Genomic DNA, 19,536 nt, shown 5'->3' with positions numbered 1-19,536 from the left:
AAAAAACCCGCTTCATCAGCGGGTCGTTTAAAAAATGGGTGTAAAAAAACCGCTAATTAAGCGGTCCTTTAAAGAGTTTCATCAGGGTTTGAGGATTCAGGCGGTTCTATACCATTTAGTGCCGCAGCTACTGCTTCAGATAAGTTAGTCGGCTGAAACTCGACGGGTGTTTCACTTGGTGGCTCTTCAGGCTCTGGTTCTTCATGCAATCGAATATCAATCCAGCGGGATTCAGGAATATCTACAGGACTATCGAAATCAGGAATAATTGAGGCTGTCTCGATATCGAACTTTTTCTTGTAGGTTTTTACTGAAATGTCTCCATCTTCAAGCTGCTCATAAGACACGGCTACAACTACATTGCCATTAGCATCCTTGGGCATTTCGATATACCAGCCTTCTTTAGCAAAGCCTAGGGAGTCTTTAATCAGATAGTCACCAACATCTATCTTTTCAAAGCTAATCGGCTGTTTTGAAGCGTCTTCATTCAGTTCAAGTGAATCAGCAAACAGTCTTGCAATCGGTGAAGCTGCTTTATAAACCCCGTTAGAATCGACAGTAAAGCCTTTTGAACTCAGTTCGCCTGTATTAGCCACAGTAACCAACTTCCCACTTGTGGCACTATTATCTGTCGTATAAATGATGGCGTTCTTGCTCGTATAAACAATTTGCTCGGTTTTACTAAGATTTCCAGTAGAAGAGTTATAACTCCATGCGATTACTGCCATGTTATTGGCACGAGTTGAGGTGTAATACGGTAAGAATAACTCCGTTCCAGTAAGACCTCCACGTGTAATCACAATTGAAGGTCCATAACCCGCCACAAATGGATTTGTATAAATATTAGAGGGCGCATTTTTAAAGCGTGTTTTTTGAGTACCAGACTTATAAACTAAATCCAAATCTGTTTCCGGTTCAGATACTGGTGAAGCTCCATATCCAAAATCAGCAACACCATATGGACCGAAAGTTGCAACCTCTCCGTTTCCAATACCGGTATTTCTTATGGCCGCTGTGCCAAGCCCTGTTACCTGCGACCAGTCGGGTGTTAAATTTGGAATACCTGAGGCAAAAGGAAGCATAAACTGCCGCTTTCCTTGAGCAGAGTTATATTGAAAGGGCCGATGATCCCATGAAAATTTAAAAACTAGATTTGCCATTATGCCGTTACTCCATCAATAACTTGGAATGTCAGGGTTTCAGTATGTTGGATTACTCCACCTAAAACTGCTTTGATATCCATCTGGCACAAACCTAAAGGCCAAGCTGTTGTAGTTGCACTCGACTTCACGTTCAACCACCCTTTCTGAGTCGCTTGGCTCAGTGCGGCGCAAGTTAATGTTGCTACAGCGGTACCATCCAAAGTTTTGACCTGAGAAGTAAAGGTATAACCCGTTAAATCAATCGCTCGACGTACATCATTGGCTGGATATTGCAGCGCATCATCCATATCAACGAGCTGCAAATTTAAGTTGAATGTGTCACCACGCTTAAAAACAAAATTGCTCATAAGTGATTCCTATAGATATAAAAAAACCACCTATGAGGTGGCTATAACGAAGCAATAAAAAAGGACGCGAAATGCGCCCTTTTTAAATTACAGCATATTTAAGTTATGTGATAAACCTCAAAGCGGGCGTTTGGATTTTCCAAAGAAATAGTTAACATAGATTTGTCTCTATTATCATTGGAATGATAACTAACCAAAGTTGAAGTTAAATTTACTTGCGTAACCACCATAGTATGGTCATAAATTCCATCATCATTCCAATCAGCAAAAATAATATCTCCTAATCGAATATCAGTATGTAAATATTCAGGTACTGTTCCTAAAAGACTTCTTGGTAATTTAGTTGTTCCAAGCTCATAACCATTAGTAAAACGATATCGTAGACCATTTGCAGTTGACCAGGTTTGAGCGTAGCTTGTAGCAGATTTATAGTACCAACTTGAAGCCTGTGTCGATTGCAAAGAAACTGTATCTTTCCACCCACCGGCCCTTAGAGCTTGACTAGCAAAATTAGTACAATCATTAGAGAAATTTATATAATTTGCATTTCGAGATAAGGCCCATTGATAAGCATAATTAGAAGCTGAAGTATAATTCCAAGGTGATTTACGCGGCGCATCTGCAAATACAGAAGTACTTAAAACAGCAGCCATTATTGTTGTTGGAAGCTTTTTTCTCATAGAAATATCCTCAAAGGAATAATTAAGTTTTTTTAAAATTAACGTGTCCACTCTTTACCTAATACGCCTCCTCCCGTATTGGTATATGACTTATTTAAAGTAGTAAATTTTTGTTTTATACGTTCAATGCTTTGTAAATATGAAGTACCTGCACATTTAACAGCGAATTCATCACCAGACATAGGGTTACTTAATGTATTCATGAAGTCATTTATTCTATTAATAATTGATAAATCTATTTCTTTTCGCCCAGTATTAGGGTCTACCTTCATCAAGTTTTCGATATCAAAGTCACTTGAAGATAATAAAATAGGTAGCTGATTAGCAGGAATATTTGGATTAAGCCTAGCCATCTCATTACGATTATAATTTTCACATTTATCTAAAATATCGGGTAAATCGGAGTCAGACAAAAAATCATTGAGATTCTTTTCTGTTTCTGGAGTGACATACGGAATTCCATCATGATCACCTTTAGCACGATAATCTTCAGGATTTAAGGCTACTTCTTCGGGATTACCTTCTCCAAATCTATAATCAATTTCTTTACCATTAATTTTAAGTTTTTTATCCTTCCAATTCAGCTGTGGATTGAATTTTTCGAACTTAACTTTTCGGTTAACTTCATTTGAAGCTATTGAATTATTTTTATTTAACTTCTCTTTTGTTTCGGAGCTACCTTGCTGAGAATTCAATTTATCCTCTTGATTCTTAGGATAGAAGTAGTAGATAAAACCAATAAGTATTAATATTAAGACAATTAACCAAATCAACTTTTTATTTTGCATATTTCTCATTTATCAAAAATAATATTTGGTACTAAAATAAAATATGCAAAAAATAAAAAAAAGGATTTAACCAAATTATTTACATTTTTACATAATATAAATGAAAATAATGTAGAATTACTAATGAATCACATAAGAAATTATTAAGTTATTCTGAACAAAGTCTTTGTTTTGTTCAGAATAACTAGATTGCCCTTGTAAACACTCAAGATGATCGAATGAGTAATATTCAAAATGAGCAAGCAATGCATCGCTTAGTTTAGTAATTTCCATAATTCCTGAATTAGGCCGAGCAAAACACTGAACCATAATATTACCAGTACGGCGTGTACAAGGCTTATCAGCGACTCCGGATATAAAACTAGGCCCACCAGCGATCGTTAAACGACACCACAAACCGTCCTTTGGTACCGTAAAGCCTGATACATTTGGATACTGGATTCTGTCCTGAGCAATACCTGTAAAGCTTTGCATGCGGCTGATAATAGCTTGTCTAGTTTGCTCTAATGTCATTACCATTCTAGCCACCATACTTTTGAGTAATATAAGTAAATGTAGTGTTGTAAATACCTTGCGGCGCTTGATCAGACCAACCATTTTCTAAGCGTTCTGCATATGGCTGATTATTTTGAATATAGATCAAATTACCCAGCTTAAATTTCACGGCCTGAATAGCGGCATCTTGAACAGCGTTTGTTTCAGGTTCACGTGCTCCAAAGTCACCAGATCCAATAGAAACAATATGAGAAGATCTGTAAGCACCAGTATCAACGGGACTTGAAACGACTAGTGATTGCACTGTATCCATGGTGATTTTCTTCACCTGATCTTCTGCTGATTTAGCCACATCAAAACTAAAATCAGTTGGCTTTTTCCCCTTCCATCCCATGTTTCACCTCACTTTCTTCGTACATTTCAAAAAGGTCTTGAGCGATTGCTTGAATTGAGTAAGCTTCAAATTCTGAGCTAGGCTCCTTTTCACCCATTAGCTTTCTAATCTTCTGCCACACATGAACCGCTTCATGTAAAAGCAGTCCATATACCTCAATTGGTTTTCTTTCTGATGTATCGCCAAGCTGGACAATGGCATATGCGCCATCAAAATAATAATCGACTTGAGCCGCTGCACCATTAATGGAAAGGAACTGATCCACATGATTCATATCCTCAAATAGAAGATCCATATGGAGTTGATTTCTAGCCAGTGTGTAATGCACATGTTGAAATGGTGAGATACGCCATAAAGGAACATAATCTGTACTTATCATCTAAACTCCTAACTTGCGCCCATTAAAAAACCCACCGAAGTGGGTTTGAACTTATATCCATAAATTTATATTACAATTTGAATTTTCTAATACATTTTGGTTCCATATCTACCCTACTCAAAACTTTAATATTTAATCGATATCCATATTCCGGAAACAAAACTAAAAATTAGATAAATAAATGCAGCAATAATTACGGAAATAAGCACTACAATGACTCCGTCAGAAATATGACCTCCATTGGCCTCATTCTCAGAATTCTCCTTGGGATTAATTATCATTGGAGTATTTAAAGATTTTTTCGCCTCATAAAACCCCCAGCCTATGCCCATCAAAACAACTAGTATGGCAAACCCAACACCAAGATCATAAATAACCTCTTCAGCAGCATATTTATCATTTGAAGCCGAAACACACTTATCAAAGTATTTTTTTTCAGTTCCAGAAAGTGTAGAGATTGATTTTTGATCTTTGAATAGATCTTTAAAATGGATGTTGCATGACTCAATAAATTCTTCTTTATCGTCAATTCCATCGCCCTCGTAATTACTTGTACGAGAAATATAAAGTGAACTATGGGTAGTTGTAGTCATATAATTTCATTAAATTTATAAAGGGATATTTTAATTAATAGAAAATCAATCAATTCAGCTATCTTTTTCAGTAGTCTAACTATCTTCAAACTGAGTAATATTACATATAAAGGGCCCACCTTCATCAAACTCCTCACCATTTAACAAGATATTAAAACTTCCACTGAAAGTACTGAGTGCTCGTACAGATCCTTTCTTTTCTTTTAATTCTAAATCACGACTTAATTTGTCTATTACAATGCTGAAGCTTGGAGAGATAAGTGAAGTAATTTCTTTACAATATTTAATAGCTTCATCTTTAGATGCTTGATAATTTCCTGAATGTTTTGAATATACATAAAGATCTCTCCATATTTTTTCATCAAAACTCTGTGATAGATAAAAATTTAACCATTTTTTGTCATTTTTATGCTCATAATAGTAATCTGAACTTACTGGATTAAATCTTATAGACATTGGACGACCATAAGTTGAGGTCTTCATCTCTGGGTATTTTGTTTTTATTTCTTTTGCATAATTTAAAAATAAGCGAGATTTGTAATCCTTGATTTCAGAAATTTCTTTATACGCATCTGAGATATTAGTTGGAGTTAAATCTTGCTTCACTGGATTATTAACAGATGAACAACCTGATAATAAAATTATGCTCCATAGTAAAAATTTCTTATTCATAAAAATTCCTATATTTCGAGCCTAATAATATAGAATTTTTCCTATATTTTCCTCAACTGGCATTTCCAAATTGTCGCAGCAGGATCCTGCTGAATATGGATGATTCGAAATGAACCTAAGGCAGTTATCCACTCATCATCAATTTTAGGCGTCATAGATACTTCATTCTGCAGCACAGTAGCCTTTTTATCCGTAGCCAGTACTCCAAGCGTTTGTATTTCATATTGACTATATGAGCCAAACAGAACACCACGACCAGAATAATTATCTTTAACCTCAATATAAGTTTCAGTTTTAGGATCCCAATTTGATTTAGTGACTCGCTCACACGTAAATGTATGAACGGCGTCTGCTAGATCCTCATTAAATGCTTCAGCAATATCTGCCTGAATTTCGTCACGTAAGCCCATTAGATTTTCCTGACAAAAAATACGGATTTTCTTTTGCTATACGGCTTGATCAAATCAAGAATAAATTGCTCGATCGCACTAAGTTTTACTGATCCATCCTGATATTCCTTTTCGGTCTCAACAGTATCAGCCTTAACTTTCTTACGCTTTAATGTCTGTTCCTGACCTTGGTATAGCTCCCCCTTTATAATGCCCTTGATGATTTGATAAGAGGCAGTTTTGAGGGACTCAGGAACCAGAGTGGCATCTTCATAAGGTTTAACATTACGTGCTAATAGATAAGCTTCTGACATCTGAAGGTATTGAGCCTTATCACTGGCAGATAAAGCATCAAAGCCTTCAACATATTCTATCGCTTCTTGTTCAGTGATAAAGCTCATGGTTTATTCCTTGGGAAGAAGTGCTAACAACTCATCTTTTTTAGCGCCTGATTCAAATGAAATACCCTTTTCAGTTAATACAGCTCGAAGCTCATCAACTTTAAGTCCTGCGTAGTTAATTGCTTGAACTTCACTTGGCTTTTGATCACCTTCCGGATTCTGACTACCTTCACCTAGCTCAAGCTCAGCAATACGTGCTTTCATTGCCTCCGGATCATTCTGGAATGCAATAAACTCACCTTTCAGCGTTGCCAGTTGTTCTTCAAGTTCAGTTACTTGTGCTTGTGTCATTTGACGTTCTCTCATGCGGTTAAATGCGGATAGGCCCATTGATTTATCTCCAAAAGAAAAGGCGGATAATTCCGCCTGTCTTTATTTAACTTTGTGCTTGAACGCCACAATACGAATCTGCTTTGGATCGTAAACGCGTTCCCAATTGGTATCAGATGAAAGACCTGCATTATTCGGAGCAACACCCATTGCACCAGCCCATTTGATGCCACGAGGATGCAAGACAAAGTGACGGCGGTTAATGAGAATGTCAGAGCCCGCGAGACTGTCTCGATCCGTCTCAACACCTACAGGTGCACCGATATCCTGAAAGCCGATAGCGCCTTGTCCGAACAGGAATGATGTGAATACATCACCATCAACTGGCATACCATCATCGACAATCACACGACGATCCATGAAGGTTTTGTAGAGCACAACACCATCTGCATCACGTACGGTTTCAATCAAGCCCTGCTTAGCTAAAGCAGCCATGGTCGCCGAATGCATAGCAATAGCCGTTAATTTATCGACTGCATCGCCAAGCTTGTAGGAGGCATCGATAAATGAAACACCATCGATAACTGCCGCGGCTCCAGTACCCGCAGAGATGTCATGTGTATTGCTTGCCATACTTGCAGAACCGAACACACCTTTAAGTGTATTCACGGTAAAGCCTTGAAACTCACGTGCCCAGTAATCTGCTACTAAATCCCCAACTGCACCAAGAGGATCGTCACCAGATAAAGCTTTTGCAAGATCATTAGCACCCCATGCCTTACCACGTGCATGCAAAATAGCAATATCCTGACCCGCAGCAATGTTGTTTACGGTTAGAGGCGTCGCATCTGAAAGTACTTCAGATTCCCCGTCCAAATCGTTCCAGAACGGGATATTTACGGTTGAACCGCCTTGGGTACCGAAAGCAACTTCAACATCCAGCTCCCCTACAATTCCTGATTGCCATAAAGCGGATTTCTTGGCAGTTTTATTTAAAACATACTGAGTGAATAACTCGGGTACGATTACATCAGCAATTTTTGTCTCAGCCATTAGGCTTTACTCCTTAAAGATTAATACCGTGTTTAGCCGCCAGCTCTTTCGCCAGCTGCGGATTTTCATTTCGTAATTGGGCAAGTTTGGTCAGATTCACCGAACCATCTGGTTTAGTGATATCAACCTGTCCTTTTGTATTGGTGCTACCAGGTGAACCTGTTCCATTTGCTTTAGGCCAGAAATAAGGCTTTTGCTCACGCAAGGTTTCGACCCATTCTTTTGGTGATAACGCCGTCTTACCGTCTTTCCCGATGATTACTTCGCCTTGTGTATCGACTGCTACGGCCTTACCGTTTTCATCGAGTACAAATTTAGAATGGGCAAGAAATGCGATATCTGCTGTTGCTTCCGGCAAAGCCTCCAGCTCAAGAGCAGCCTGTACAATCTGGCTCTGAACAACCGACTGCTTGAACTTGTTGGCATAAGCTTCTGCTTTATCAGCCCGTTCTTTTTCAGCATTGAGTAATTTGTCATGCTGTTCACGCATCTTCTCGGTACGTTTATGGATGACTTCCTCAACCTTGCCCTCAGCAATAAGTCTCGTTTCTTCATCCATACTTGCCTTGGTAAGCAGCTCCTTAATTGCTCCCAGATCAACTCCTTCAAGTTGTTGCTTCAAGTCACCAAGTTCAGTTTTTAATTCACTGTTTTTAGTAATGAGTTCACTGTTCTTGGTTTTTAAACCCTGTACTTGTTCATCAACAGCTTTTTGAATAGCAGCCTTAACTTCTGGATTTTCCAGATCAACTTTGATTTCATCTGACATTTAAAATCTCCTAGAGATACCGCCTTGCGGATTTAATTGTTTAGCCCTCTGCTTTGCTTCAGGCATTAAAAAACCGCCCGAAGGCGGTACGTTGTAAGAGAGCGATTATTTCAGCGCCAAAATAATCGCGATAATAATGATTCCTATGACTAATCCTAAATTGGTAATTGCCTGCATTAGTCCTGCACGGTCAGCACCTTTCTCGCTCATTTTTCCTTCTACCTTTAATTCAGACATAAAAAAACCACCTCTTGGTGGCGTGCTATTAAGTACATATCAATGCTTTGGATCAAAATCTAATTTGTATTGAGCTTGCTTAACTAGATCATCTAATTTACTTAATATTTTTGGTTTAACTTGCTTGCCACCCACACTCAAGATACGCCCAGCATTTGATAGAGTTTCAGTCCATTGTTCAGCAAGTAAATTAAGCTTTCCAATTTCTAGTTGAACACCTGCAAAGGTATCACGAGCAATTTTTTCTTGTTCAATATAGTATTTTCGGATTTCATGCCCTTTATCATTGCGTTCCATCATTCCTAATTGTTTCGTCATATCTACAGAAATGAGATATTCAGTTGTTGGCCGACCACCTTTTAGGTTTTCGTCTTTTTTGACGAAAACTACATAATCAAAATTTTCTTCAAATTTACATTGATTAATTCTACGTTTAATCCAATGTGAAAACTCAGCCTTAACGTCAAGCATTACATGCAAATCACGAGCATTAACGCCAAGTTGTACTTCTCCATTTAAATCAAACTCAACAAATGGTGTCTGATTTTCAATTTTCATAATTTCATTCATATCGTTTACCTCGTTACCTTATAAAAAAAGCCGCATAGACATGTGGTAACGAAACACATCTACGCGGCTAAACTTTTCAAAAAGAACTGGCAAGCACACTGAATATGAAAGGCATGCTTTTTAAACCGTCGTTCTAACTAGTATTGAGTTGCCTAAATTTCAGGCATAAAAAAACCACCTCGAAAGGTGGTTTAGAATTTCTTAATAGTTGATGCATATTTGTTATAAAAACAAGATATTTGCACAACTATTCATTGTGGTAAAAATTAGCCCAAAACTGTTTCTGCTGTCAAGACCTTAAACTATAACTTAATCAAACTACATTCCAGCAATGTCCTATAACCTATCCCGCCTTTATGCCAGTCATGACCTTTAGCTAATTCGAATATAGGCATGTGGACGTCTCGACCGACTAAGTGCCTTAAATTATCTAATTTAAAATCATTTTTTTTGACTATTTTCTTTCAAGAAACGATCTAAAACATAGCTAAAATCAGAAATATCAAATTGTGCTGTTTTAACTCCATTATTGATTAAGGATATATCTACTTTTAACTGCTTACTTTTCTTAAGTAACTTAATAATTTCTTCTTTATCTTGAGTACGTTTAACTTGAAAAGAATGTCCATCAAAATCATCTAAAACAAACATTTTAACTTTTACAGGTTTTTCTTCATCAAATTTGAATATGACGTCACAATCAGTTTCAGGACAAATAGCAAGTCCTCTAGTTACAGTTAGCAAAATACTATTATCATTAGATTCCTGCTTATAAAGGAATATTAAACGTGAATCTTTAGAATATGGTTCAGCTGTGGTATTTAAAAGCTCACTTGCAGTTGCCAAGTTATATGTAACCTTTCCACTTTGTTCCTCAATATATTTTGAAGGAATCCAGTTACTGCCAGGTGCTGGTACAAATTCAACTTCCTTTTCATATAAATCGTTTTGCTTTAACCATTTAGAATCATCGCAACCAGAAATAAGATTTATAAAAGATAGAATGAGTAGTGATTTTAGAAAGATCTTTGTCATTCAATTTAAACTCTATGATTTATTCTATAAGTGATAAGTTATATTAACATTATGATATATAAAATTTTAATAAACTTAATCACTTTTTAAGAGCAATGATTACAGTTCTAGCTTTTTAAAAGCCTTCTCATCCAACACTCTTAACTCATCTAAGGTATATAACCTACCTTCAGGATCAAAGAACTTATCAAAATCAAACTGGCCTTCTTTATAAAGTCTGTACCGCTTTGGCCCTAGCCATTCCTTTTGAAAGAAGTCATCTGTTTTCTTGAAGAACTCTTTAAATGTCGTATTGGCATCCAGTTGGCCGATGAGTTGGCTACGCTCCTCTTTGGGGATGTCTTTAACTCTTCGCTCATCCATAACAAACGGGCGTTCACCAACAAGTCGACCATCTTTCTCAACTGGTACCAGAATACTGCGACAATTGGGATGTAACGGCGGTACACGCTTTGCTGGATCTTTAATTTCCCATATAGCACCATCTAAAGAGGCACAAAGTTTTGAAGTCCTTCCATCCAGCGTTGCAACCAATCGAACATATTCAAAGCCAATCTGGGTGAAGCTATTCAGATAAGCTTGATTCGCGACATGACTGCGAACTGTTCTCACAGTACGGTCAATATCAGACTTAGTGCTAGTTAAAAGACCATCTTCATAATTGAGCTTTTTAGTACCACGAATACGCTGAACAATCTCTTGATTGGTTTTACCTGAGCTAATCCCATCTCGAATGGCATATTCAACTTTTTGACGAGCAGTCTCGGCAAACTTGGATAGTAGATCGTCAACCAATGCTCCGCCCACTAAGGATACTTTCTTGGCTGCAGCATAAAGCTTTTCACCATTTGGCTTTCTCATTTTGCCGCCGTATAACTTGGCTGTGTAATTCGCTTCATATACGGCCAATGCTGTAACAGAAATGGCAAAGGCTTCTGGCAATGAAGTATTTATTGCCGCATACCATTGAGAAATAAGATCACGAAGCTCTTTGAGATTGGCTGTAGTGTATTGTCCACCAGAAAGTGCTAGCTTTTCAGACTCATTTAACTCATCTAATAAATCCCGAAGCTTTACCAGCATTGCAGCCGACTCATTATTAAAGATCTTTAGCAGCTCATTCACTGAATGAGAAGAAGCCCTATATAAATACGCCTGATGTTGTGTAAGTACTTCGATCAAGGTTTTATCTTCTGAAGCCATTTAACACCTCTAAAGCGGAGCGTTATCCCGCTCACTTTCAACCCGCTTCAGCTCTTCCTGAAAATCATGAGCCGGTAACTTGCCAGTAGCGATATATTCCCAATATGTCTGGAATGAGTTCTTCCCTGCAAGAGCACCTTCATAAAGCTGCTTAGCAAGATTGATGTCATACTGCTGAATGATAAATTCAGGCTCTACCGTAAATGTATATTTAGATGCATCAAGCTTTAACCACTGAGCTGCGTACTTAATAGCTTGTTCAATGGCCTGAGCTGCACACATCACAATACTATGTAGACTCGCATGCTGGTCATCCTGACGTGCACGGCGGGCTTCACCTGATTCTTGTGTGTTGGTGTCAATAACCTTTGCTCCAGCTTCAAGAGCTGAATTCTTCTGGGCATCCATTTCCTTTTTAGTCAGATCAATACCATCGCCAGAAATCTCCAAGTAACCGCATTGAGATTCACGTGGAAGACTCCAGACAGCCATCACACCAGTGACGCTAATATCTTCATCACCTTCCAGACCATTAATCCAAGGCTGAGGATGAGCTGTGTGATGAAGTGACTGAAAGTAGTCCGCGCTGAGCTGGTAATACTTCAGGGCTGCTTTTGCCATAGTTAAAAGCGGAATAGTTCCAACATTAGGGGAATTATCCGTGGTACCGCAGAATACAAATGGTGTGAATGAAAGCTGATTACCGCCAAGATCCGGAGTTTTATCCTCCACATTAGAGCCATCAAACAAACGGACTGCTAAGGCTCCATCAATCATGGATAAAACGCGGTGGACCGTTTTTGTATCATGGCCAAACTCATCTCCACCGTTTTCAAACTGCTCCTCGAGCACTAATAGTTTCAGATCCTTACGGCCACCAATGCTGTTTTCCTTCCAGTTAATAATGGATAAGGCATCATATAAGGCGAAGTATGGAACACCGTTAGCATCTACATCCACCAGCAAGCCACAACGACCATATTCCAGTAACTCTAGGCAAATTCGGATAAAAAGCTGTTTAAGCCCAAATCCGTCATTGGTTGCATTCTCTATAAGCCCTTTTAATAAAGTACTTTCAATTACGATGTTTGGTTCAAGCTTAGAGACCAGACCAATCATCGTGCGAAGAGAATCTTGAACCCATAATGGATACTGAGCACGACTGAGATAAGCTTTATAAATTTCTCCAGTCTTATCGCCTTGCTTTTCAGCCTCAATCATTCCAGCCGACTTAGGAAGATACTTTGTCTGTGCCTGTTTAATCTGCTCTTCACCGGCAACGGCGTCACGCATAACCAACCAGCTTTTTTGTGCAGCACTATACTGCGGATGTTTATCCGTAACTGCCATAAAAACACCAATAAAAAAGCACCGATAAAGGTGCGTTATTTAAGCCATACCCCGAATCCGTCTGACCTGAACAATCCGTTTAATAATCGGGAACCGTTTCGCTAGTGGATAGCCACCTGCATCACCTACGTGGTCGAGTCCTGATTTCTTGTCAGGCATTCCAAAGTCATCATAAATCTGCTGTTCCAGTGTCTCGGTAAACCGTGGGCACTTATAAGTATTAACCTTTAACGTCCGTTCTCCATCACCATTCAGGATCAAAGCATTCACGGCATTTAAACGGTCTTTAATGGTCGGGTTAGTGTTATTCACCTCTACCCGTAAACCATGCTGCCTTAAAATGGCATGGTCCGACTCACTGCTATTTTTTGATGAAGTAGACTGTCCGGCAGCATCAGGAATAATCGTAATTTCATGATCGGGGAAACGCTCAATAATCAGTTTGGCCATAGTCGGCGTATCACGAACTCCTACCAGCTCATTCAGTGCCAGAGGTTTACCGTCACGGATCACATATACCACGGCGGCCATTTTCAGAACGTTAAAGTCCATACCGATAATTAACGGCTCATTCGGCTTAATTTCTTCATCAGTATGGTTGAGCCTACGGTCAAAGTCAGGATAAACAGCACCGCTGGTTAAGTTAACGAACTGCCCACGTAAATATGCCTCAATGAGCTGAGGTGGATAGGATTCCCGTAAAGATGCAATATAGTCATCTGGTAGATTGGCCTCATTGTCATAGGTTGAAGCCTGAATCATTCCATAAAGCTTTCGCTTGGCCTCTGATTTATTCGCCTCTTTAACGAATTGCTCGTACGTAAATTTAAAACCTTCCGGTGTAGTCGCTACATCAATACCATTCAACAAACCTGCCTGTTTAAATCGCATACGTGCGATGATCTTACGCCACGCTTGCTGAGCCTTGTGAGTAGCCATAACATCGAGCTCATCAATCAATGCATGACCAATCTTAAAACCGACAATTGTTGCCGGCTTCTCCATAGACCGGCAGATAATCGTGCTTCGATACTGACGACCGTAATAAAGATCGACCTCTTTATTCGATTCATAGATTTTAGTCTTTAACCCCCAGTCAAAAGCAACCTCATCGACTGTCGGATAAAAGATATCCCGAATCTGAGGATATGTCGGTGCAAAGTAGCCCAGTCTAACTTTCGGAAATTCCCAAGCCTTATGACATAAAGAACCACAACCTACCCAAGTTTTTCCGCCACCAAATCCGGATATAAATGCCCTGAATTTGTTTTCCATTTGAAGAAATCTAGCCTGAGGTACATTCAGCGTCGGATTGATGTTCGGCATCTTTTTTACTCGCATCTACAACTTGAATGGTTACCTTGACCGGTGTTGGATCATCTGCACCTTCACCGTCGCCCGTCCTGATCTTTTCAATCTCCAGTTGTTTTAACTCAATATTCAGGAGTGTTAAGTCATGACCCTGCATTTCTTCCCGAACCTGTTTAATCACACCTTGCTTCATTAGCCGGTTGTTCTTCCAGCCTTCATAAATCTTCTGAAGTTCTTTAATGCGATAGGCTTTATTGGCTAGAGGAATGTCATAAATATTCTTTTGGAAATCCGCTCTGGTTTTATTAAACAAAGTCACCAGTTTCTTGCTTAGGTTTTTCCCCGTTGCTTTTGTTGGGTCATATAAAGCGACCTGCTGACGTTCAATTTCGATGTTAAATTCTTGCTTTACAGCATCTGCTACCTGTTGAGGGGTTTCAAAGCAGGCAAGAGACTGAACTATAAAGATTTTTACAGGCTCTCTTAGTGTTGCCATACTTGCCCCTTCGTAAAGCTACGTAAAGCAAAACAGGCAAAAAAAGAGCCTTATGGCTCAATTGATTACGCAGTTTCCGCAGCATTTTGAAATATCTAGATTTGAAACAAACGGCGGGTTCTTTGCAACTTCAACAAGACGCTTAACGCTTTCACTTGCGCCCCAGCGTTTGACCACTCCGATAAACTCTTCCACATCGTGACCAGCTAAATAGTGCTTAGGTAAACCAGTTGAGCTGCTAAAGATCATCTCGTCGTCTTCATCACGTTCTACACCTATATGGTAAAGCTCGTGTTCAAGCAAAGCACAGAATTCACTATCGTTAGCTTTATCGCAAAATGTGGCATCGATCGTTATTAAGTAAGTCGGTACTGAGCCGAACCAGTCTCGCATTTGTTGCTCCTGTCTTGCTTTACGCCAGCCACCGATATTAAACATAACCTTTTCACACTGCCCAAGAACCATTGCCTGTTTGCTTTTAAATGCTGACGAAGCCCAAGCAAACGCCAGAAACGCCTCATTGTCATGAAGCAGCTCAGCAATATGGTCATGATCTGGATTGTGAAGTGGTCCACCAAGCGTTAGATAGTTAGCGACAACCCATTTTTTTAAATCTGGTGCCGATATTAAACGGATTGCTTCCTCTTGTTCAGCTTGGTCAATAAAGTCTGTTGGCGGGAATGGTCTGATCTGATCCATTGAATATTTGCCTCTTCAAGTTTTTAAGCCATTGGCTGGCAAAGCTTGCACGGATCTGTAATGGACCCGAATCATCAATCTTAAATCTCGCTGCTGCCTCAAGGCGCACCACTGTATAGCCCATTTCTGCTGCCACATCGTATCGATCAAGACTCCAAGCTTTGCTCTTAAGCTTGCCCTTGCGACCGCCCGACCAAGGACCGCCAGTAATTTCCACTAAAATGCGATGTTCGATTAAATGAAAATCAAACCGCCAGTGCTTAGTTGATTTAAACTGAAATTTCTTCTCGTATTTGATTTTAAGAATTTGTAATGCGTTTTCAAATTCTTTCTCAGCTTCTGAATATGTTTCTTTTGCCTTGGGTAATGGTCTTGTTCTTGGTTTTGATTTAATTGGCTTCTTTTTTGTAAGGCTGATGTATTGGTTAATTTCCATAATTATCCCCGCCTTTTTATTATAGAGAATTCTTCACATTAAATATTTATTTATACAATGTACTCTGCTATATGTATCAAAGAATTATAATTTTATAGAGAAACAAAATATGGAATTGCATGTTGAATATCCAACACCTGAACAAGTAGTTGGTATATATGAAACTTTCATCAACAATGGTAGTTTTTTTCATAATGAATTAACCGACTATACAGATAAAGGCTTTGAACAGATCGTTCCTTTCCTTGAATTAGAGTTTAGAAAATTAGGCTATAGAGGAGCTAGATTAGCCTTATTTGGATTATATAAAGACCTTTGGGGGACAGTTGTTTGGATTGAAGATCCTTCTTTAGAAGACTATGAAACGAATAAGGAGTTAATTGATTTTTATATGGAGAAAAAAATTAAGGAACATGGAATAACATATTAAACTAAAATACTTAATTACACTAACTCAAACAGTTACACATATTATCGTACCTGTCAGTTTAAAAGTACAGGTTGGTCAGAAACATAAAAAGCCCAGTGTAAAAAGTGGGCTTTGATTTTTTAAGCTAGAAATCTTTAATTATTTAAGTTATAGAAAATGTATAAAAAACTTGAAGTTAAATAATCAACAAACTTGTACTTTTCATTAACATCAGGGATTTCTACAAGCCAAAAAGAGTGTTTCTCTTTATCCAATTCAAATATGATTGTTTGATTGTAAGAGGAAATTTTAAACTCTACCATTTTTACTTTAGCAACCAATTTAAGACATTCAATCAAGAAGTAATCTTTAGATACTTTAATTTTTTCATCTTCAAATAACTTTATCGTATTCAAGTAAATTAGAAATGCTAAATCAGATATTGCTTGGTCAGGAGTACTTTTCATAATTTAAAATTTTAAAACCTCGCATTGCGAGGTTTACCCAACAGTTTACTTATACTTCGACCACTATATCGCAAAAATAGCATTTACCCTGTACAGGGTCAAGTTTTGTATTTAATAAATCCGATTTTCAACTAGATGAAATTTAATAGATCTACGAGTTAGTGCCTAATTGATCAATCAAATCTTTCCCAAGTTGCCTTGTGTTCTTTTTACCACCTTTACTATTTAAATGGCTAATGCCCTTAGAAGTGGCCAACTCTAGTAATACTCCATAAGCTGATACTTTCTCGCCATTTTTATAAACTAGAATAGTGGTATCTTCGAGCTGCTCTATCAAATAATCACCATATTCAACTGAACGTTTCAACTGATCCTTTGAAGTGTTAATAATTTCATAGTTAAAGTTGGCTGCGATTTCTATTAACTCATAAATATTGCCTTGCCCCCATTGATTGGAAACAACATATATGTCGCCATTATTCATCTGTAACTGATGTTCTTTATCTATGAAGTACCGGTTATATCTGTGGTCTTCAAGAAGGTTAAGTTTAACCAGTAATTTATCCAGATTCGGATATGCAATAAACTCTGCCCTAAGATCTTCGATATTCTTATTTTCAATTTCATTAAACCGGCTTTTAATAATTTCGAGAGCAAGATAACGTTTATTTAGAGTTTTACCATTAAACATGAAGCTTGAGTAATCCCTTGCATTCGTAAGCTTGGCTTCTCGTCTTTCTTCTGATTTTTTCTGTGCTTTAATCTGATAATCCTTTGCTTCCGGCAAAGGTATAATTTGTTGAATATCAACCAGAATCTGGGAATTATGAGTATATGGCTGCATTCTTATACAAGTAATATCCAGATCTCGCTCATTAAGCCAGATCACTGAAGTAGTCAGTTCTTTAGAAAAATTTGATGAGACCAGAATGATTCTCACATCATCTGCAAAATTACTTTCATCCAGCTTATCAATATCCACAAAGTTTGAAATTTCTTCACGTGCATTGTCGTGATCAAAAGATGGATAGCCATTATTTATTTTATATCGACGATAGATATCTATCGCTATATCCAGAGTCATGGTGGAAACCATAGAGGCATAGCGTAGAGCCTGAAGCTCCATATGGTCACCAGTGTCTGTACGCTTCAGCTCTATAATTACAAGATTTGCATTTTTATCGATTGCCAGTAAATCAATTCTTCTCTTTGAACCATCCCATTCAGCATACTCTTCAGCAATAATGAGGCAGTCCTCAGCAATTACCCCGATATTTTTCTTGAGCGCCTGCTGGAGATGCAATCTTTCCAGAATAGCTTCTTCTTTAAAAGAGGTAGTCTCAACTGCATTTAATTCATTATTATTTAAAGTAAATATTGGCATGGAATTCAATCTCTGCAAAAGATTTTGCCTTTATACAGCATATGTCATTCAACTCATAGAAAAAAACCCACTAATAATCTATATTTAGAGGGGCTTCTATTCCGGAATCAGTCTTCTTACTACTTATAGTATTAGCATTCAAAAATTTTCTATGGATATTATAAATCAGCTCTAATAGTTACTATAACAATCATAATATCTCTTATAGTTCTTCTCACAAGCTCTAATTCAAAAGTGCATTTTTCTTCTATAACTTCTATTGATTCAATTTTATCCATTTCTTTTTTTAAAAAATCAAAACGCATACGTAAAGAAGGTAAATTAATTGCCTCTATATGTATACGGTCAATCTGATAACCAGAAAACTTCTTAAAAGCTAAATTTGAAATGAATATATGATTAACATCATATCTGGAACTATTAGCCTTTAATGTATCATAACTTAGTTCAAATTTTTTTCTTACTTCTTCAATTTCCCTATCATTGGCGGCAGATAACTCGTTTTTCCGCAAAGAGAAATAATTCTCCATTGTGGATTGAAAAGAAAGTAATAAATTAGTCAAACACAGTTCCTGTTCTGAAAGTTTATCTCTGATAAATGGATAGTTTTGTTGCTTTTTCCAATTTATCCATACAGTAAAGGCAATAACCAGTCCTAAAATTGTTGCAATATTTGCAATAAGAGAAACCCATTGTTGAAAATCATTAGGCATTTTATTTGATATAAAAGAAATTAAAAAAATATTATATATAAATCCTGATTAAGATAATACGAAAAGCTATACCTCACTATCAGCAACTAAATACAACTACTTACTTTATTTACAATACCATCACTATAACGAAAAATAGTGCTCAACCTTTATATAGAGTGGTGCTGATAAACTTACAGTTAGTGATAAAAAGGATAAATACTAATGGTAGATATCGTCGATAGCGCAACTCGTAGCCGTATGATGTCAAATATTAAAGGACGGAATACAAAACCAGAATTGCTCATCCGTAGCCTTCTTCATGCGCAGGGCTTCCGCTTCCGTATCCACCGCAAGGACCTGCCAGGTAAACCTGATATCGTATTACCAAAATACAGGGCTATCATTTTTATACATGGCTGTTTCTGGCATGGACATCAGAATTGCCGGTTGTTCAAGTTACCGGCTAGCCGTACCGAATTCTGGGAAGCAAAAATTTCTAAAAATCAGGAAAATGATCTAAAAGCAAAAAAGCTTCTTTTCAATAGCGGCTGGAGAATATGTACCATCTGGGAGTGTGCGGTACGTCGTTCTAAAAAAGACCCAGTAGTACTTATGGATATTCTGACAAAATGGTTATCTGGTTCTGAACAACTGCTTGAGATAGATGAACCAATGATTATGCATATACAGGCAAACAAAGAAGCGATCGGAAGTAGTATGCCAGCTTCCTGAGCTAGCGTATTCAGTATTGGTTTAATCCAAGTATTGTCCTCTTTTAAATATTTCGTTATCTTTCATACCACTCATGAATTTAAAAAAATTTATTCTTTAATTTTAAAAATGTAATCTGG

28 protein-coding genes are annotated in these 19,536 nt (G+C 37.8%); 2 read left to right on the top strand and 26 right to left on the bottom strand.

Translation table 11 applies throughout. The features are described 5' to 3' along the window. Window positions 1-68 precede the first annotated feature (68 nt). From BMW38_RS02975 to BMW38_RS02870, 23 genes are all read right to left on the bottom strand, one after another. Window positions 69-1,160, bottom strand: coding sequence for a phage tail fiber protein (locus BMW38_RS02975; RefSeq protein WP_092705749.1), 1,092 nt, complete (start codon window positions 1,158-1,160; stop codon window positions 69-71). Further along, complete coding sequence (locus tag BMW38_RS02970) at window positions 1,160-1,510, bottom strand: hypothetical protein (RefSeq protein WP_092705748.1); 351 nt, start codon at window positions 1,508-1,510, stop codon at window positions 1,160-1,162. Before BMW38_RS02970 ends, BMW38_RS02975 begins: the two co-directional genes overlap by 1 nt. Before the next feature lie 98 nt (window positions 1,511-1,608). Further along, on the bottom strand, window positions 1,609-2,190 hold the full coding sequence (locus tag BMW38_RS02965; protein WP_092705747.1) for an amidase domain-containing protein: 582 nt from the start codon (window positions 2,188-2,190) through the stop codon (window positions 1,609-1,611). Window positions 2,191-2,228: 38 nt separating this feature from the next. Continuing rightward, the gene (locus tag BMW38_RS02960) at window positions 2,229-2,978 is read right to left on the bottom strand and encodes a hypothetical protein (protein ID WP_092705746.1); all 750 of its coding nucleotides are present in this window, start codon (window positions 2,976-2,978) and stop codon (window positions 2,229-2,231) included. Between the two features lie 120 nt (window positions 2,979-3,098). Next, complete coding sequence (locus BMW38_RS02955) at window positions 3,099-3,497, bottom strand: phage tail terminator-like protein (RefSeq protein ID WP_092705745.1); 399 nt, start codon at window positions 3,495-3,497, stop codon at window positions 3,099-3,101. A gap of 1 nt (window position 3,498) precedes the next feature. Next, a complete protein-coding gene (locus BMW38_RS02950; RefSeq protein ID WP_092705744.1) occupies window positions 3,499-3,867 on the bottom strand; it encodes a hypothetical protein in 369 nt (122 codons plus the stop codon). Then, window positions 3,839-4,246 (bottom strand): hypothetical protein, encoded by a 408-nt coding sequence (locus BMW38_RS02945; protein WP_092705743.1) that lies wholly within the window; start codon window positions 4,244-4,246, stop codon window positions 3,839-3,841. The genes BMW38_RS02950 and BMW38_RS02945 overlap by 29 nt, the downstream gene beginning before the upstream one ends. A gap of 125 nt (window positions 4,247-4,371) precedes the next feature. Further along, window positions 4,372-4,740 carry a hypothetical protein gene (locus BMW38_RS02940; protein WP_092706111.1) on the bottom strand — a complete coding sequence of 123 codons (369 nt, stop codon included), beginning with the start codon at window positions 4,738-4,740 and terminating at the stop codon, window positions 4,372-4,374. A gap of 174 nt (window positions 4,741-4,914) precedes the next feature. Next, entirely contained in the window at window positions 4,915-5,511 is a 597-nt protein-coding gene (locus tag BMW38_RS02935; protein WP_092705742.1) for a hypothetical protein, read from the bottom strand. Window positions 5,512-5,552: 41 nt separating this feature from the next. Further along, window positions 5,553-5,921 carry a glutamate 5-kinase gene (locus BMW38_RS02930; RefSeq protein ID WP_092705741.1) on the bottom strand — a complete coding sequence of 123 codons (369 nt, stop codon included), beginning with the start codon at window positions 5,919-5,921 and terminating at the stop codon, window positions 5,553-5,555. Continuing rightward, window positions 5,921-6,301 (bottom strand): hypothetical protein, encoded by a 381-nt coding sequence (locus tag BMW38_RS02925; RefSeq protein ID WP_092705740.1) that lies wholly within the window; start codon window positions 6,299-6,301, stop codon window positions 5,921-5,923. The genes BMW38_RS02930 and BMW38_RS02925 overlap by 1 nt, the downstream gene beginning before the upstream one ends. A gap of 3 nt (window positions 6,302-6,304) precedes the next feature. Beyond that, window positions 6,305-6,631 carry a HeH/LEM domain-containing protein gene (locus BMW38_RS02920; protein ID WP_092705739.1) on the bottom strand — a complete coding sequence of 109 codons (327 nt, stop codon included), beginning with the start codon at window positions 6,629-6,631 and terminating at the stop codon, window positions 6,305-6,307. 42 nt (window positions 6,632-6,673) lie between these two features. Continuing rightward, entirely contained in the window at window positions 6,674-7,624 is a 951-nt protein-coding gene (locus BMW38_RS02915) for a major capsid protein (RefSeq protein WP_000852272.1), read from the bottom strand. Window positions 7,625-7,637: 13 nt separating this feature from the next. Beyond that, on the bottom strand, window positions 7,638-8,393 hold the full coding sequence (locus BMW38_RS02910) for a hypothetical protein (RefSeq protein ID WP_092705738.1): 756 nt from the start codon (window positions 8,391-8,393) through the stop codon (window positions 7,638-7,640). A 105-nt stretch (window positions 8,394-8,498) separates the two neighbouring features. Further along, a complete protein-coding gene (locus BMW38_RS19700) occupies window positions 8,499-8,630 on the bottom strand; it encodes a hypothetical protein (protein ID WP_280138474.1) in 132 nt (43 codons plus the stop codon). Window positions 8,631-8,669: 39 nt separating this feature from the next. Then, complete coding sequence (locus BMW38_RS02905) at window positions 8,670-9,200, bottom strand: antA/AntB antirepressor family protein (RefSeq protein ID WP_092705737.1); 531 nt, start codon at window positions 9,198-9,200, stop codon at window positions 8,670-8,672. 441 nt (window positions 9,201-9,641) lie between these two features. Then, window positions 9,642-10,235, bottom strand: coding sequence for a hypothetical protein (locus BMW38_RS02900; protein WP_092705736.1), 594 nt, complete (start codon window positions 10,233-10,235; stop codon window positions 9,642-9,644). Between the two features lie 99 nt (window positions 10,236-10,334). Further along, window positions 10,335-11,438 (bottom strand): minor capsid protein, encoded by a 1,104-nt coding sequence (locus tag BMW38_RS02895; protein ID WP_092705735.1) that lies wholly within the window; start codon window positions 11,436-11,438, stop codon window positions 10,335-10,337. Between the two features lie 9 nt (window positions 11,439-11,447). Continuing rightward, window positions 11,448-12,788 (bottom strand): DUF4055 domain-containing protein, encoded by a 1,341-nt coding sequence (locus BMW38_RS02890; RefSeq protein WP_092705734.1) that lies wholly within the window; start codon window positions 12,786-12,788, stop codon window positions 11,448-11,450. Window positions 12,789-12,827: 39 nt separating this feature from the next. After that, window positions 12,828-14,114 (bottom strand): terminase large subunit domain-containing protein, encoded by a 1,287-nt coding sequence (locus BMW38_RS02885; RefSeq protein ID WP_092705733.1) that lies wholly within the window; start codon window positions 14,112-14,114, stop codon window positions 12,828-12,830. After that, window positions 14,074-14,595 carry a DUF2280 domain-containing protein gene (locus BMW38_RS02880; protein WP_092705732.1) on the bottom strand — a complete coding sequence of 174 codons (522 nt, stop codon included), beginning with the start codon at window positions 14,593-14,595 and terminating at the stop codon, window positions 14,074-14,076. The genes BMW38_RS02885 and BMW38_RS02880 overlap by 41 nt, the downstream gene beginning before the upstream one ends. 57 nt (window positions 14,596-14,652) lie before the next feature. Continuing rightward, window positions 14,653-15,294: a putative metallopeptidase gene (locus BMW38_RS02875; RefSeq protein WP_092705731.1), complete on the bottom strand. Its 642-nt coding sequence runs from the start codon at window positions 15,292-15,294 to the stop codon at window positions 14,653-14,655. Beyond that, window positions 15,254-15,730, bottom strand: a complete 477-nt coding sequence (locus BMW38_RS02870) for a hypothetical protein (protein WP_092705730.1) — start codon at window positions 15,728-15,730, stop codon at window positions 15,254-15,256. Before BMW38_RS02870 ends, BMW38_RS02875 begins: the two co-directional genes overlap by 41 nt. Window positions 15,731-15,839: 109 nt before the next feature. On the opposite strand from BMW38_RS02870, the gene BMW38_RS02865 reads away from it, so the two are divergent. Further along, the gene (locus BMW38_RS02865) at window positions 15,840-16,160 is read left to right on the top strand and encodes a hypothetical protein (protein WP_092705729.1); all 321 of its coding nucleotides are present in this window, start codon (window positions 15,840-15,842) and stop codon (window positions 16,158-16,160) included. A gap of 134 nt (window positions 16,161-16,294) precedes the next feature. Here the strand turns inward: BMW38_RS02865 and BMW38_RS02860 are convergent, their stop codons facing one another. The 3 genes from BMW38_RS02860 to BMW38_RS02850 form a co-directional block, all read right to left on the bottom strand. Continuing rightward, on the bottom strand, window positions 16,295-16,606 hold the full coding sequence (locus BMW38_RS02860; RefSeq protein WP_092705728.1) for a hypothetical protein: 312 nt from the start codon (window positions 16,604-16,606) through the stop codon (window positions 16,295-16,297). A 151-nt stretch (window positions 16,607-16,757) separates the two neighbouring features. Further along, window positions 16,758-17,990 carry a hypothetical protein gene (locus tag BMW38_RS02855; protein ID WP_092705727.1) on the bottom strand — a complete coding sequence of 411 codons (1,233 nt, stop codon included), beginning with the start codon at window positions 17,988-17,990 and terminating at the stop codon, window positions 16,758-16,760. 158 nt (window positions 17,991-18,148) lie between these two features. Next, entirely contained in the window at window positions 18,149-18,703 is a 555-nt protein-coding gene (locus tag BMW38_RS02850; RefSeq protein WP_092705726.1) for a hypothetical protein, read from the bottom strand. Window positions 18,704-18,907: 204 nt separating this feature from the next. On the opposite strand from BMW38_RS02850, the gene vsr reads away from it, so the two are divergent. Next, window positions 18,908-19,417, top strand: coding sequence for a very short patch repair endonuclease (gene vsr, locus BMW38_RS02845; protein WP_092705725.1), 510 nt, complete (start codon window positions 18,908-18,910; stop codon window positions 19,415-19,417). The last annotated feature ends 119 nt before the right edge of the window (window positions 19,418-19,536 follow it).

Source organism: Acinetobacter sp. yr461, assembly GCF_900110445.1.
Classification (GTDB): Bacteria; Pseudomonadota; Gammaproteobacteria; order Pseudomonadales; family Moraxellaceae; genus Acinetobacter; species Acinetobacter calcoaceticus.
The sequence above is the reverse complement of the archived record's forward strand: the minus strand, read 5'-3'. Positions and strand labels throughout refer to the sequence as shown.

Bases quoted from the DNA above. Each gene is read 5' to 3' on its own strand.
- BMW38_RS02975 (WP_092705749.1), bottom strand. From the start codon at position 1,160: ATGGCAAATCTAGTTTTTAAATTTTCATGGGATCATCGGCCCTTTCAA.
- BMW38_RS02970 (WP_092705748.1), bottom strand. From the start codon at position 1,510: ATGAGCAATTTTGTTTTTAAGCGTGGTGACACATTCAACTTAAATTTG.
- BMW38_RS02965 (WP_092705747.1), bottom strand. From the start codon at position 2,190: ATGAGAAAAAAGCTTCCAACAACAATAATGGCTGCTGTTTTAAGTACT.
- BMW38_RS02960 (WP_092705746.1), bottom strand. From the start codon at position 2,978: ATGCAAAATAAAAAGTTGATTTGGTTAATTGTCTTAATATTAATACTT.
- BMW38_RS02955 (WP_092705745.1), bottom strand. From the start codon at position 3,497: ATGGTAATGACATTAGAGCAAACTAGACAAGCTATTATCAGCCGCATG.
- BMW38_RS02950 (WP_092705744.1), bottom strand. From the start codon at position 3,867: ATGGGATGGAAGGGGAAAAAGCCAACTGATTTTAGTTTTGATGTGGCT.
- BMW38_RS02945 (WP_092705743.1), bottom strand. From the start codon at position 4,246: ATGATAAGTACAGATTATGTTCCTTTATGGCGTATCTCACCATTTCAA.
- BMW38_RS02935 (WP_092705742.1), bottom strand. From the start codon at position 5,511: ATGAATAAGAAATTTTTACTATGGAGCATAATTTTATTATCAGGTTGT.
- BMW38_RS02930 (WP_092705741.1), bottom strand. From the start codon at position 5,921: ATGGGCTTACGTGACGAAATTCAGGCAGATATTGCTGAAGCATTTAAT.
- BMW38_RS02925 (WP_092705740.1), bottom strand. From the start codon at position 6,301: ATGAGCTTTATCACTGAACAAGAAGCGATAGAATATGTTGAAGGCTTT.
- BMW38_RS02920 (WP_092705739.1), bottom strand. From the start codon at position 6,631: ATGGGCCTATCCGCATTTAACCGCATGAGAGAACGTCAAATGACACAA.
- BMW38_RS02915 (WP_000852272.1), bottom strand. From the start codon at position 7,624: ATGGCTGAGACAAAAATTGCTGATGTAATCGTACCCGAGTTATTCACT.
- BMW38_RS02910 (WP_092705738.1), bottom strand. From the start codon at position 8,393: ATGTCAGATGAAATCAAAGTTGATCTGGAAAATCCAGAAGTTAAGGCT.
- BMW38_RS19700 (WP_280138474.1), bottom strand. From the start codon at position 8,630: ATGTCTGAATTAAAGGTAGAAGGAAAAATGAGCGAGAAAGGTGCTGAC.
- BMW38_RS02905 (WP_092705737.1), bottom strand. From the start codon at position 9,200: ATGAATGAAATTATGAAAATTGAAAATCAGACACCATTTGTTGAGTTT.
- BMW38_RS02900 (WP_092705736.1), bottom strand. From the start codon at position 10,235: ATGACAAAGATCTTTCTAAAATCACTACTCATTCTATCTTTTATAAAT.
- BMW38_RS02895 (WP_092705735.1), bottom strand. From the start codon at position 11,438: ATGGCTTCAGAAGATAAAACCTTGATCGAAGTACTTACACAACATCAG.
- BMW38_RS02890 (WP_092705734.1), bottom strand. From the start codon at position 12,788: ATGGCAGTTACGGATAAACATCCGCAGTATAGTGCTGCACAAAAAAGC.
- BMW38_RS02885 (WP_092705733.1), bottom strand. From the start codon at position 14,114: ATGCCGAACATCAATCCGACGCTGAATGTACCTCAGGCTAGATTTCTT.
- BMW38_RS02880 (WP_092705732.1), bottom strand. From the start codon at position 14,595: ATGGCAACACTAAGAGAGCCTGTAAAAATCTTTATAGTTCAGTCTCTT.
- BMW38_RS02875 (WP_092705731.1), bottom strand. From the start codon at position 15,294: ATGGATCAGATCAGACCATTCCCGCCAACAGACTTTATTGACCAAGCT.
- BMW38_RS02870 (WP_092705730.1), bottom strand. From the start codon at position 15,730: ATGGAAATTAACCAATACATCAGCCTTACAAAAAAGAAGCCAATTAAA.
- BMW38_RS02865 (WP_092705729.1), top strand. From the start codon at position 15,840: ATGGAATTGCATGTTGAATATCCAACACCTGAACAAGTAGTTGGTATA.
- BMW38_RS02860 (WP_092705728.1), bottom strand. From the start codon at position 16,606: ATGAAAAGTACTCCTGACCAAGCAATATCTGATTTAGCATTTCTAATT.
- BMW38_RS02855 (WP_092705727.1), bottom strand. From the start codon at position 17,990: ATGCCAATATTTACTTTAAATAATAATGAATTAAATGCAGTTGAGACT.
- BMW38_RS02850 (WP_092705726.1), bottom strand. From the start codon at position 18,703: ATGCCTAATGATTTTCAACAATGGGTTTCTCTTATTGCAAATATTGCA.
- vsr (WP_092705725.1), top strand. From the start codon at position 18,908: ATGGTAGATATCGTCGATAGCGCAACTCGTAGCCGTATGATGTCAAAT.